This is a genomic window from Streptomyces sp. NBC_01446 (assembly GCF_026340095.1).
GTDB lineage: Bacteria > Actinomycetota > Actinomycetes > Streptomycetales > Streptomycetaceae > Streptomyces > Streptomyces aureus.
In genome coordinates this window covers 102,236-114,813 of sequence record NZ_JAPEPO010000001.1, presented here as the reverse complement: position 1 = coordinate 114,813, position 12,578 = coordinate 102,236, and the positions used below count along the sequence as shown (strand labels likewise).

The window sequence follows — 12,578 nt, the reverse complement described above, 5'->3', positions numbered from 1 at the left end:
GACGCTTCTCCTTGGACTCCAGTGAGCAACGAGCGGGCGTGGCCCACGATCTCACGCGGCGAACGCCGAGATCTTCAGTGTGTCCGAAAGGACCTGCCACACCGCCAGGGCGAGCAGTCCGCTCACCATGCCGCAGCCGTTGGTGCATGTCGTCGCCTCGTCGTACCAGGCGCGCACGGTCATGAAATGCATGCCGAGGGTCCGCGAGAAGGAGAACCGGATGTGGAGACCGTCCCCGAGGCTGTGTCCCGGCAGCGTGGTGATCTGGAAGTAGGTGTTCCCCACGCGCTCGACGGACACGGGATTGTCGCCCACCAGCGAACACCGGTCGCCCTGCCGGACCGCCCCCCGGCAGCCGCTGCCGGCCACGGGGAACAGCCAGAAGTGGTCCGTGAGCTGGGACCGGACGTCGTGCGGGGTGGTGAACGGATGTAGCCCGAGGCTGAAGTTGTACTCGTACAGCCAGTTCACCCCGGCGCACGGGTAGGCGTCCGTGCCGCATTCCGCGGGGCGGCTCTCGGCGTGGGCGACGGGTGCCTTCGGCCCGGCGACGAGGATGCTCCCCAGCGCGACCGCCAGTACGGCCCGCGCCCACGTGAGACGCCGCATGCGCACTCCCTACGTCCTCACGGCCGGACCATCCTCGTAAAGCACCATAAGTGGGACGGAGTGAGGGTGGGTGGCTCAGTGGGGCAGTCGGCCCAAGGCTCGCGTCGGGCGGTCGGGTCCAAGGCCCGCTCACTGATCTGTCGGTTGTCCCTGCCGGCCCAGGCGTACGGCGCGGGGTGTGGCGCCCCACCAGCGCCGGCAGCAGCGGTTGAGGGCCGACTGCTCGGAGAGGCCGAGGAGCAGGGCGACCTGCCCGAGGGGGAGGTCGGTGCCGGTGAGATAGCGGTGGGCGGCGGTGCGGCGCTCCTCGTCGATGACCTCGGCGAACGTCGTGCCCGAGGCGCGCAGCCGCCGCTGGAGGGTCCGCGGATGGACGTTGAGCAGGCCGGCGACGGCCCCGATCTCGGGCGACGACGTGCCGAGCGACTGCTCGACGACGGCCCGGACGCTGCCCACGACGTCCGACGGCTCCTTCGGCAGTTGCTCGTCGAGGTAGGCGAGCGCGAGGTGGCGCAGTTGTGAGTTGCTGCCGCCGAGCGACCGGTTGGCCAGGCTCACGGGGACGCGCAGCAGCGCCGCGGGGCGGTCGGCCTTGACGGGTACGCCGAAGAAGGCCTCGTACACGGACAGCGGGGCGAGCAGGGGGTGGGGGAGTTCCACGGAGCCCAGTCCGTACGGGCCGACCAGATATCCGATGGCGCGGTGTATGAAGCCGAGGGAGAGGTCGATGCCCTGCGGCGGTGCCACGACCCCCTCGCGCACGCCGTAGCGCAGCGCGGCCATTCCCGGAGTGCCGTACGGATCGGGTTCGAGGCTGAGATGCACCGAGCGGGCGTGGACGAAGAGGTAGCGGGTCGTGCATTCCAGGGCGTCGCCGAGGGTGTCGGAGTTCTGGATGGCGAGGGCCAGGGCGCCGAGCATGCCCAGGTCCTGCCGGGCGGCGATGCGCAGCCCGAGGTCGGCGCAGCCGAGGTCCGCGGCGGCGAGTTCGAGCACTGTCGCCATCGCCTCCTCCGGCACCAGGAGGTCGTCCACGTCGAGCGCGGCCGGTGGGCAACCGGCCTGCCGGGCGTACGAGTCGGCGTCACCGCCGAGCTCCGCCACCGTGGCGCGAAAGCCGCGCAGCCCCGCCGATCTGATCACGGACATGTCGTCCAGGGTCAAAGATCTGTCGTCCCAGGTCAATTCCTGAGGCGTGTGCTTCCCGACACTGGGAAACATGACGCACACCGCAGACTCCAGCACCGCCGGCTCCGGGGCCCCGGCCGAGCACATCGACGTGGTGATCGTGGGCGCCGGCCTGTCCGGTGTCGGCGCCGCGTACCGGCTCCAGACCGAGTGCCCGGAACGCTCGTACGCGATCGTCGAGGCGCGGCAGTCCATGGGCGGGACCTGGGACCTGTTCCGCTACCCGGGCGTGCGCTCGGACTCCGACATGTTCACGCTGGGCTACCCCTTCAAGCCCTGGCGCGACCGCAAGGTGCTCGCCGACGGCGGGTCGATCCTGAGCTACATCAAGGAGACGGCGGCCGAGTTCGGCATCGACCGCCGGATCCGCTACGGCACCAAGGTGCTCGCCGCCGACTGGTCCACGGAGGCGGCGCGCTGGACCGTGACGCTGGAGCGCACCGACAAGGACGGCCACCGCACGCAGTCCACCATCACCTGCGACTTCCTCTACTCCTGCGCGGGCTACTACGACTACGACAAGGGGCACACCCCCGAGTTCGAGGGCGCCGACTCCTTCTCCGGCACGGTCGTGCACCCGCAGTTCTGGCCCGAGGACCTGGACTACGTGGGCAAGCGCGTCGTCGTCATCGGCAGCGGCGCCACCGCCGTCACGCTGGTCCCCGCGATGGCGCGGAGCGCCGCCCACGTCACCATGCTCCAGCGCTCCCCGACCTGGATCAGCTCGCTGCCCTCGCGCGACAGACTCGCCGACGGCCTCCGCGCCGCCCTGCCCGCGGGAGCGGCCCACCGGGTGGTGCGCAGCAAGAACATCCTGTTCACCATCGGCGTCTACCAGTTCTGCCGGCGCAGCCCGAAGGTGGCACGGCGCGTGCTCACCGGGCTCAACAAGCGCATCCTCAAGGACGACCGGCTGGTCGACGAGCACCTCACACCGTCGTACGACCCGTGGGACCAGCGGCTGTGCGCGGTGCCCGACGCGGACCTGTTCAAGGTCCTCAGGTCGGGCGACGCGGACATCGTCACCGACCACATCGACCGCTTCGTCCCCGAAGGCATCCGGCTGAAGTCGGGGCGCGTCGTGCAGGCCGACATCATCGTGTCCGCGACCGGACTCAAGCTCCTCGCCTTCGGCGGCATCGCGCCACGTGTCGACGGTGAACCCGTCCCCCTGAACCGGCAGTTCGTGTGGCGCGGCGCGATGATGACCGGCGTCCCCAACTTCGCGGTGTGCATCGGTTACACCAACGCCTCCTGGACGCTGCGCGCCGACCTCACGTCCCGCCTGGTGTGCAAGGTGCTCAACCACATGCGCCGCCACGACTACGCGGCGGTGGAGCCGAGGCCGACGGGCGCCCTGAACGAGCGCCCGCTGCTCGACCTCGCCTCCGGATACGTGAAGCGCTCCATCGACGCGTTCCCCCGGCAGGGCGACCGCAGCCCGTGGAGGGTCCGGCAGAACTACGTGCTCGACGCAGCGTCGACCATGCGCACCAATCTGCACCGGACGCTGGCCCCCACTCCGGCGTCCACGGTCCGCGCGGCCCGCAGCCGCATCGGCAAGGAGCCGGTCGAGGCGGCGACGCCGGCGGGGTGACGCGTCGCTGTCCACGTGCCGACCCCTGTACGGCACGGTGACGCGCTCCGCCGCCGTGCGGCCTCGCGTTCGAACTACCCCTCGTCGACGAGCGAGTCGAGGATGGCGCGGACGGTCTCCTCGGTGATGTCGGGGTGGAGGAAGGCGAGGCGGGCGACCGTCTCGCCCTCCCAGACACTCGGGGTGACGAAGGCGGTACCCGAGGCGAGCAGCCTCCTGGACCAGGCGTAGTAGTCCTCCGGCTGCCAGCCAGTGCGGCGCACGAGGACCACCGTCAACTCGGGCTCCCGCAGCAGCTCCAGACCCTCGGTCCGCTCGACGAGGCGGGCGGTGCGGCGGGCGATGTCGGCGCCCCGGGCGACGGCGTCGCGGTAGGCGTCGGTGCCGTGCACGGCCAGCGAGAACCACAGCGGCAGACCGCGGGGGCGGCGCGTGAGGTGGTACGCGTAGTCGCTCGGGTTCCACTCGGTCTCGTCGTCGGCGCCGTCCGCCCCGTGGATGGCGTCGAGATACGAGGCGTCCTGGGTGTGGACCGCGCGGGCCAGCTTCGGGTCGCGGTAGAGCAGTGCGCCGCAGTCGAAGGGCGCGAACATCCACTTGTGCGGGTCGACGACGAGTGAGTCGGCGTGCTCGATGCCGCGCAGCCGCTCGCGCAGCTCCGGTACGAACAGTGCCGCGCCGCCGTACGCGGCGTCGATGTGCAGCCACAGGTCACGGGCGCGGGTCTGCTCGGCGACACCCTCGAGGTCGTCGATGATGCCGGCGTTGGTGGTGCCCGCGGTCGCCACGGCGGCGACGACGGGCGCGCCGCCGTCCCGCTCGGCGGCGTCCAGCGCGGCGCGCAGGGCTTCGCCCGTGAGGCGGTGGTCGGAGGTGGGTACGACGAGGGGCTCGACGCCGAGGATGCGCAGCGTGTTGCCGACCGAGGAGTGGACCTGGTCGCTGACCGCGATGCGGACCGGAGCGCGCTCGTCCAGGCCGCGGCGGTGGCGGCCGGTGTCCCGGGCGACGACGAGTGCGGAGAGGTTGCCGGCGGAGCCGCCGCTCACGAAGCAGCCGCCGGCGGCCGCGGGCAGCCCGGCCAGGTCGGCGAACAGCCGCAGCACCTGGTTCTCCGCCGCGACCGCGCCGGACGCCTCCAGCCAGGAGACGCCGTGCAGCGAGGACGCCGAGAGCACCATGTCGAAGAGCGCGGCGGCCTTCGTGGGAGCGCCGGGTATGAACGCGAGGAAGGCGGGGTGGTCGCACGAGACGACCGTGGGCTCAAGGGAATCGGTGTAGGTGCGCAGCACGTCGGCGGGGGGCTGCGGGGCGCGTCCGATCGCGTCCTTGAGCGCCAGGGTCAGTTCCTGGTGGTCGCCGAGGCGGCCGAGCGGCGGCGGGTCGAGCCGGAGTCGGTGCAGCAGGTGGTCCATGACCTGCTGAGTGAGGTCCTCGTCGTAAGAGTGCACGGGGCGTCTCTCCTGTCGCGCGCTGCGGAATAGCTTTTTGGGTCTCAGCTGGACCCATTTCGCAGAGTAGGCGTCGCCAGGGGCGCGCGTCAATCGACGGGCGCCCGGAGAACGGGTGCCGGGCCCGCCCGTGTGGGGCGCGGGAGCGCGCCGGGGTCAGTCCTGCCCGGCGAACTGGTCGAGCAGCGCCAGGAATTGGCGGTGCGAGTCGTGCAGGTGCTCCCGCATCCGCGCCTCGGCCGCGTCCCCGTCGCCGGACAGTACGGCGAGCGCGATGGCCTCGTGTTCCTCCCGGAACGCGGAGCCGAAGTCCCGCTCCGCCGGATACACACGGCTCCAGTCGGAGCCGAGCCACAGCGCGTTGCCGCCCACGAACATCTCGGCGCGGGCCCGCGTCACCGCCTCCGCGAGCACCTCGTTGCCGCCGGCGGTCGCGATGCCGAGGTGGAACGCGGTGTCGCAGCGGTGGTACTCGCCGAGGTCGGCGACGTCGGTGGCGAGCATCGCCACCAGTTCGCGGCGGGCCGCGCCCGCCCCGCGCTCGGCGGCGAGGCGCGCCGCGTAGGGCTCGATCGCGAGCCGGTACTCCATGTAGTCGCGCAGCGAGGCCCGGATCGTCGCGGTGATCGCGGCCCGTGAACCGTCCCTGCCGGGCCGGCTGGGCGCCACGCGGGTGCCGCCGTTGCGGCCCAATGTGGTCGTGACCAGGCCTTCGTCGGCCAGCTCGCGCACCGCCTGCCTGACGGTGTTGCGCCCCACCCCGAAGGCGGCGGACAGCTCCCGCTCGGTGGGCAGCCGGTCGCCGGGCCCGAAACCGCCGAGCGCGATGCGCTGCCGGAGCGCCTCGGCCACCACGGCGTGCGACGCCGCCTGGCGCGTTCCGGTCGTCCATTCGTCACGACTCTCGCTGTTGCTCACGGGCCCTCTCCCAGCTCGCGGGTCACGCGCGTCCCGTCATGCCCCGGATGGCCATGATATTGGACTTGGCGCGAACCCTATTGACAGCCCCTGATGAGCGCCTTAGCGTCGCCCCCACGTTTTTGGGTCCATTGCGAACCCAATCGTTGGTCGTGAAGGAGTACACACATGAGCACAGTCGCAGGTGGCGCTACGGACCCGGGAGCACGGCGCCGATCCGGGCCGTGGAAGGTCGCCGGGGCCTCGATGATCGGCACCAGCGTCGAGTGGTACGACTTCGGCATCTACGCCACCGCCGCCGCGCTCGTCTTCCCCGAGCTGTTCTTCCCCGAGATGAACCGGGCACTCGGCACGCTCATGTCGTTCGCGACGCTCTTCGTGGGATCCCTCGGACGCCCGCTCGGCGCGGTCGTGTTCGGGCACATCGGCGACCGCTACGGCCGTAAGCACGCCCTGATCTGGTCCATGACCCTCATGGGCGGCGCCACCTTCTGTATCGGCCTGCTCCCGGGCTACGCCTCCATCGGCGTCGCCGCGCCACTCCTGCTCGTCCTCATCCGCATGGTCCAGTCGCTCGCGGTCGGCGGCGAGTGGGGCGGCGCCGTACTGTTCGCCGTCGAGCACGCCCCGCCCCGGCGCCGGGCGTTCTTCGGCTCCTTCCCCCAAGTCGGCGACGGGGTCGGCTACTTCATGTCGACCGGCGTCTTCGCCCTGGCGGCACTGGCGGGCCACGACGCGCTCGTCGGCTGGGCCTGGCGCCTGCCGTTCCTGCTGTCCGCCGTCCTGGTGCTGGTCGGCCTCGTGATCCGCAGCTCCATGGAGGAGTCGCCCGAGTTCGAGGCGGCGCGCCGGGCCGAGGCCGCCGAGGAGAAGCAGGCCGCACCGTTCGTCGCCGTCGTCCGCGACGCATGGAAGACCTGGCTGCTCGCCTCCGGTGCCTTCCTCATCACCGTCGGCGGCTACTACGTGGTCGTCACCTTCATGTCGACCTATGCCGTCACCGAACTCGGCTTCACCGACTCGCAGGTGGCGGGTGCCGGCACGGCCGCCTCCGTCGTCGTCATCGTGTGCACCCCGCTGGCCGCGCTGGTCGCCGACCGCCTCGGGCTGCGCCGGGTGACGCTGACCGGCATCCTGCTGCACCTCGTCGTGGCCTTCCCGATGTTCTGGCTCGCCGACACCCGTTCCGTGCCCGGACTCTGGCTCGCGATGTGCCTGCCGATGCTCGCCAGCACCGTCGCGTACGCCTCGATCGGCACGCTCATATCCGGCTGGTTCCCTCCCCGGGTGCGCTACACGGGCCTCTCCATGAGCTTCCAGACGGCGGGGCTCATCGGCACGCTGGCCCCGGCGGCGGCCACCTGGCTGTTCAGCGCCGCCGGGAACTCATGGACCCCCGTCGCCAGTGCCTTCGCCGCGATGGCGCTGGTCAGCGCGGTCTGCCTCGCCGCGTTCCGGCAGACGCCGCTCACGGAGGCGGAGTCGGAGCGCGAGTCGGCGCCAGAGGCAGCGCACGAGCCGACGCCTGACTCCGGGGAGCGGCAAGCGGCAAAAAGTTAATTACAAGTAACCCCCTCCCACTCTGCCCGCTGCATGGATCCGTCCGTGCGGCGGGCATCGTATTGCCGCGCGATTCGTTGTGTCAGGTGAGCAAGAAGTCACTTTGAAGCGAGCGGTCGCGGCGTGATCTCATGCCTCACCTCCCTTGACAGCAGGCAAAACGAAGAGAGAAGTGAAGGAGCGCCAACCGAGCGCCATGCGGACAGAAGATCCGAATCGGGTGACCGCGCGCAGGCCTCCCGACCGCAAGGCCCGGATCCTCGCCGCCGCCGGTGAGCTCTTCTGTGAACGCGGCTACCACAACGTCTCCGTCGCCGAAGTCGCTGCCGCCGTCGAGATCGCCGCGCCCGCCCTCTACCGTCACTTCAGGGGGAAGCCGGATCTGCTGCTCCACGTCGTGACCGGCACCATCGAGAGGATCTCGGCCTCGGTGCAGGACGCGCCCGACGTGGAGGCCTATCTGCGTGACGCGGCCTCACACGGCTTGGAACGCCGGGGCGCCGCGACGCTCTGGCAGCGCGAGGCCCGGCACCTCCCCGAGGCGAACCACGAAGAGCTCCGCCGCTCCCTCAGTGAATCCGCCGACCGGCTCGGCGCCCTCATCAGGGGTGCGCGGCCCGAACTCCCCTAAGGGGACGAGGAGTTGCTCGCCTGGTCCGTGCTCTCCGTCCTCGGCAGCATCTCCGGCCACCGAGTCTCACTGCCACGGCGCCGCTTCGAGCAACTCCTCTACCGGCTGGCGCACATCGCCGCGTACCGGCAACTCGGCACGCCGGACGGCGAGGCGGCCGCGGCGGACCGGAGTGGCTCCGAGTCGCCGGGCTACGAGCAACTGGCCGTCTCCCGCCGCGAGGACATCCTCAACACGGCGATCCGCCTCTTCGACGAGCGCGGCTTCCAGTCCGTGAGCAGCGACGCCATCGGGCAGGCCGCGGGCGCCACCGGGCCCAGCATCTCCAAGCACTTCCCCGGCAAGACGGACCTCTTGGTCGCAGCGGTGACCCGAGGCGGCGAACAGCGGCGCGCGGGCACGGCCGCCGCCCTGGGCCGCGCCACGACCCCGGAAGAGAGCCTGACCGGGCTGCTGCGCTCGTACATCGAATTCGCCCTGCGCCACAGTCACTTGATCGGCCTGCTCATCGGCGAGCTCGACCAGCTACCCGACAAGGAGCGCAAGGCATCCCGGCAGGTCCAGCGCGACTAGCTCGCCCTGTGGGTGCGCATCCTCGACGACGTGGCACCCGGGCTCGACGCGGCCGAGGCCAAGATCACCGTGTGCGCGGTCCTCACCGTGATCGACAACGCTGTCAGAACACGAAGCCTCGGCGAACGCCCGGACCTGGCGGACCGCCTGACGGAACTGGGCACGGGGTTGCTTCTCGGGCGGGAGCAGCGGGAGCAGCGGGAGTAGCGGGAGTAGCGGACGGGAGCAGTGCGGGCAGCGGTAGCGGGTGAGCCGGGCGCGGGTGAGCCCGGGGCCGGGTGCCCCCGCGTCCTCCGTTGCTCAGCCCCTGTTGCTCAGCCCCCGTCGGAGTGCTGCGTCGCCGCGTCGGAGAAGTAGCGCAGCGCCGAGTCGCGGGTGCCCGCCACGTGGTGGCGGGCCAGCTCCTCCGCGCGGGCCGCGTCGCGGTCGCGGATCGCCTCGTACAGGCGCTCGTGCTCCCCGCACATGGGATCGCCGTCGTTGAGGTCGGAGGTCAGCCGGAAGAGCCGGCGCAGCCGCGCGTCGAGGGGTGCCATCAGTTCCTGAAGGAGCGGGTTGCCCGATGCCTCGACGATCTGCTGGTGGAAGTCCGCGTTGTGGGCCACGGCCTGGCGCAGCCGCCCCGCGTCGGAGGACTTGCGGCTGCGCGCCAACAGGCGTTCCATCGTGCGTAGTTGGGCGGTCGTGGCGTGGCGCGCGGCGAGTCCCGCCGCCAGGCCTTCGAGGTTCTCGCGGACGTCGAAGAGGTACGTCGCGTCCTGCGCGCCGAAGTCGGTGACCACGGAGCCGCGCCTGGCCTGCACGGTCAGGAACCCCTCCTGTTCGAGCCGCTGCATGGCTTCCCTCAAGGGGATGCGGGAGACACCCAGCTGGTCCGCCAGTTCGCGTTCCACCAGTCGCATGCCCGCCGGGAAGGTCCCCTCGATGATCCGCTCGCGGAGTTCCACGTAGACCCGTTCTCTCAGGGACTGGTGGGTCTCACCGATCGTGGGGCGGCGGTCAGCGCGGGTGGTCATCGAGTCCTCTCCAGTGGCGAGGGGGCGCGGCCGTGGCCGCTCCCGGGGGTGCTCCTGATCATCGCAGACCGCGGAAACAAGATCCCACAGACCATTGCCTGGTATTTGGTATACCAGTTAGCTTGTCGTTGCCCGCCGCTCACCAGCAGCGTTCCGCCGGATTCGCGACCGGCTGGTCAGTCGTGACGGGCACCGAACGAACAGTTGGAGGAAGTCGTGTCGCATCCCGCCGACACCCCGTCGATCCCGCTCGCCCCCGAGGTCCTCAGGAACGCCACGCTGCCCGACGGCCGACGTGCCGACATCCACCTCGCGGACGGCCGGGTCACGGCTTTGGTCGACCAGCCCGACAAGGCCGACCAGCCGGACCGGGCCGACACCGGCCGAGGGCCCGCAGCCGGTCCCGGCAGCATCGACCTGGGGGGCGCTCTCGTCCTGCCCGCGCTCGTCGACGGGCACGCTCACCTGGACAAGACACTGCTCGGCGCGCCCTGGCAGCCGCACCCCACCTCGGCCACGCTGCGCGAACACATCGCGAACGAACGGGCCCTGCGCGTCTCCACCGGCGTACCGGTGACCGACCGCGCCACGGCCCTGGCGCACCGCATGGTGTCCCTCGGTACCGGCCATGTGCGGTCGCACGTCGACATCGACCCGGACGTGCGCCTGGACGGCCTGCACGAGCTGGTCGAGGTGCGGGAGAAGTTCCGCGACCGGCTGGGGATCCAGATCGTCGCGTTCCCGCAGAGCGGCGTGGTCACCGCGCCCGGCGTCCCCGACCTCCTCGACGCGGCACTCTCGGAGGGCGCCGACCTGATCGGCGGCCTCGATCCGGCGGGCTTCGACGGAGACGTGGACGGCCAGCTCGACATCGTCTTCGGCCTGGCCGAGCGCCATGGCGCGGGCGTCGACATCCATCTGCACGACGGAGGCGTGACCGGCACCCGGCAGCTGCGGGACATCGCGGAGCGCACGGCGGCGCTCGGCCTCGACGGCACCGTCACCGTCAGCCACGCCTACGCCCTCGGGGAGGTCGACGCCACCGAACTCGACCGCACCGCCGCTGCCCTGGCCACGGCCGGGGTGGCGATCATGACGAACGGCCCCCGCCACTCCATGCCGCCCGTGCTGCGCCTGCGCGACCACGGCGTCCGCGTCTTCGCCGGCTCGGACAACATCCGTGACACCTGGTGGCCCTACGGCACCGCCGACATGCTCGAACGCGCCACCATCATCGGCCTCCAGGGTGACCTGATGAGCGACGGAGAACTGCGCCACGCGGCCTCGATGATCACCGACGAGGCTGCCGCGGCACTCGGCCTCACCGACTACGGCCTCGCCCCCGGCTGCCGCGCGGACCTCGTCGTGATCGCGGCGGGCGGCGTACCGGAAGCGGTCGCGGCCGACCCGCGACGCCTCCTGGTCCTGCACGGCGGACGGGTCGTGGGACCCGCACCCGAGACCGACTTCCCGGACTTCCCCGCTGTTTCCGTCACCGGCGGCGACGCCTTTGCCCCGCAGGGGGAGCGATGAGCATCCAGCAGTCCACGGCCGAAACCGCCGCCGGAGCCGCCGGCAGACCCGAACCCGGCGAGGCCGGGAAGGGCGCCGACGGAGGTCTCTCCTCCGGGCAGATCGGCACCTTCGACCTCGTCTTCTTCGTCGTGGCAGCCGCCGCGCCGCTCACCGTGCTCGCCGGGGTGGCGCCCATCGCCATCGCCATCGGCGGCCCCGGCGCCCCGCTGGGCTACCTGATCTCAGGAGCACTGCTCGTCCTCTTCGCCGCGGGCTTCACGGCCATGAGCCTGTACGTCCGCAACGCCGGCGCCTTCTACGCCTACGTGGCCCGCGGCCTCGGCCGCACCCTCGGAGTTGGCATCGCTTACGTCGCCGTCGTGTCGTACAACCTCATCACCCCCGGAGTCGCGGCGGCCTTCGGCTACTTCGCGGCCGGGTCGGTGCACGACGCGACCGGAGCCGACATCCCCTGGTGGGTGCTCTCCGGTATCTGCGTCCTCGCCGTCGGCGTGCTCGGCTGGCTCCGAGTGACCCTCAGCGCCAAGGTCCTCGGCGTCGCACTGATCCTCGAAGTGCTGACCCTGCTCATCATGGACGGCGGCATTCTCGGCCACCGGGGCGCGGCAGCCCTCGACGCGCACTCCTTCGACCCGAGCACGCTCGCCACCGGCGGGATCGCGGGCATGTTCGTCATCGTGATCGGCGCCTTCACGGGCTTCGAGGCCACCGCCATCTACGCGGAGGAGGCGCGCGAACCGAGCCGCACCGTCCCGCGTGCCACCTTCATCGCCATCGGGTTCCTCGCCCTGTTCTACTCCGTCGGCGCGTGGCTCATCATGGGCGCGTTCGGCACGGACAAGGCGGTGGCCATGGCCCGTGCCGCGGCCGGCCCCGAACTCACCTTCAAAGCAGGAGAGTTGTACGTGGGTGCCTGGCTGGCCGACACCATGCACGCCCTTGTCATCGTCAGCGCCTTCGCGGCCACCCTCGCCTTCCACAACGCTGCCGCGCGCTACCTCTACGCCCTCGGACGCGAAGGACTCCTGCCGCGGCGACTGGGCGTCGTCTCTGCCCGGCACGGCTCCCCGGGCATCGCGGTGAGCGCGCAGACCGTCTTCAACCTCCTGGTGATCGTCGTCGGCGCAGCGCTGGCCGCCGACCCGTTCTCCCAGGTCCTGATCTGGACCAACAGCATCGCCGTCCTCGGCATCATGGTCATGCAGGCCCTGGCGGCCCTCGCCGTGTGGGCCTTCTTCCGCCGGGACCGGCGGGGCATGTCGGCCGCCCGTGTGGTGTGGTCCCCGCTGATCGCGTTCGCCGGTCTCGCGCTCCTCACCGTCCTGGCGGTCCTCCACTTCGATCTACTGACGGGCGCCTCGGGGACGGTGAACGCCGTCCTCCTGGCACCCCTGCCCGTGGTCCTCGCTGCAGGCATCTACATCGCCCTGCGCATCCGGAGCCGGGACCCGCAGCGCTACGCCCGGCTGACCAACATCGACGTCGAAAGGGAGTGAGAC

12 protein-coding genes are annotated in these 12,578 nt (G+C 71.3%); 7 read left to right on the top strand and 5 right to left on the bottom strand.

Translation table 11 applies throughout. The features are described from left to right. Nucleotides 1-51: 51 nt before the first annotated feature. Both OG456_RS00500 and OG456_RS00495 read right to left on the bottom strand, forming a co-directional pair. Complete coding sequence (locus tag OG456_RS00500; protein ID WP_266556023.1) at nucleotides 52-609, bottom strand: hypothetical protein; 558 nt, start codon at nucleotides 607-609, stop codon at nucleotides 52-54. A 129-nt stretch (nucleotides 610-738) separates the two neighbouring features. After that, nucleotides 739-1,758 (bottom strand): AraC family transcriptional regulator, encoded by a 1,020-nt coding sequence (locus OG456_RS00495; RefSeq protein ID WP_266556021.1) that lies wholly within the window; start codon nucleotides 1,756-1,758, stop codon nucleotides 739-741. 70 nt (nucleotides 1,759-1,828) lie between these two features. On the opposite strand from OG456_RS00495, the gene OG456_RS00490 reads away from it, so the two are divergent. Further along, nucleotides 1,829-3,394: an NAD(P)/FAD-dependent oxidoreductase gene (locus OG456_RS00490; RefSeq protein ID WP_266556019.1), complete on the top strand. Its 1,566-nt coding sequence runs from the start codon at nucleotides 1,829-1,831 to the stop codon at nucleotides 3,392-3,394. Nucleotides 3,395-3,468: 74 nt separating this feature from the next. Here OG456_RS00490 and OG456_RS00485 read toward each other — a convergent pair whose 3' ends face one another. Together OG456_RS00485 and OG456_RS00480 are read right to left on the bottom strand one after the other, a co-directional pair. Further along, nucleotides 3,469-4,845: a pyridoxal-dependent decarboxylase gene (locus tag OG456_RS00485; RefSeq protein WP_266556017.1), complete on the bottom strand. Its 1,377-nt coding sequence runs from the start codon at nucleotides 4,843-4,845 to the stop codon at nucleotides 3,469-3,471. 156 nt (nucleotides 4,846-5,001) lie between these two features. Further along, entirely contained in the window at nucleotides 5,002-5,763 is a 762-nt protein-coding gene (locus tag OG456_RS00480; RefSeq protein ID WP_266556014.1) for a FadR/GntR family transcriptional regulator, read from the bottom strand. 168 nt (nucleotides 5,764-5,931) lie between these two features. Between OG456_RS00480 and OG456_RS00475 the strand changes: the two genes are divergently transcribed. The 4 genes from OG456_RS00475 to OG456_RS00460 all read left to right on the top strand — a co-directional run bounded on the left by OG456_RS00475 (nucleotide 5,932) and on the right by OG456_RS00460 (nucleotide 8,734). Then, nucleotides 5,932-7,323 (top strand): MFS transporter, encoded by a 1,392-nt coding sequence (locus OG456_RS00475; RefSeq protein ID WP_266556009.1) that lies wholly within the window; start codon nucleotides 5,932-5,934, stop codon nucleotides 7,321-7,323. 220 nt (nucleotides 7,324-7,543) lie between these two features. Beyond that, nucleotides 7,544-7,954 (top strand): TetR/AcrR family transcriptional regulator, encoded by a 411-nt coding sequence (locus OG456_RS00470; RefSeq protein WP_266556007.1) that lies wholly within the window; start codon nucleotides 7,544-7,546, stop codon nucleotides 7,952-7,954. A 12-nt stretch (nucleotides 7,955-7,966) separates the two neighbouring features. Continuing rightward, nucleotides 7,967-8,527 carry a TetR/AcrR family transcriptional regulator gene (locus OG456_RS00465; RefSeq protein ID WP_266556005.1) on the top strand — a complete coding sequence of 187 codons (561 nt, stop codon included), beginning with the start codon at nucleotides 7,967-7,969 and terminating at the stop codon, nucleotides 8,525-8,527. A gap of 30 nt (nucleotides 8,528-8,557) precedes the next feature. After that, on the top strand, nucleotides 8,558-8,734 hold the full coding sequence (locus OG456_RS00460; protein ID WP_266556003.1) for a hypothetical protein: 177 nt from the start codon (nucleotides 8,558-8,560) through the stop codon (nucleotides 8,732-8,734). Nucleotides 8,735-8,841: 107 nt separating this feature from the next. Here OG456_RS00460 and OG456_RS00455 read toward each other — a convergent pair whose 3' ends face one another. Beyond that, nucleotides 8,842-9,543, bottom strand: coding sequence for a GntR family transcriptional regulator (locus OG456_RS00455; protein WP_266556001.1), 702 nt, complete (start codon nucleotides 9,541-9,543; stop codon nucleotides 8,842-8,844). 216 nt (nucleotides 9,544-9,759) lie between these two features. On the opposite strand from OG456_RS00455, the gene OG456_RS00450 reads away from it, so the two are divergent. Beyond that, a complete protein-coding gene (locus OG456_RS00450) occupies nucleotides 9,760-11,076 on the top strand; it encodes an amidohydrolase family protein (RefSeq protein ID WP_266555999.1) in 1,317 nt (438 codons plus the stop codon). Continuing rightward, nucleotides 11,073-12,575 carry an APC family permease gene (locus OG456_RS00445; RefSeq protein WP_266555997.1) on the top strand — a complete coding sequence of 501 codons (1,503 nt, stop codon included), beginning with the start codon at nucleotides 11,073-11,075 and terminating at the stop codon, nucleotides 12,573-12,575. The genes OG456_RS00450 and OG456_RS00445 overlap by 4 nt, the downstream gene beginning before the upstream one ends. The last annotated feature ends 3 nt before the right edge of the window (nucleotides 12,576-12,578 follow it).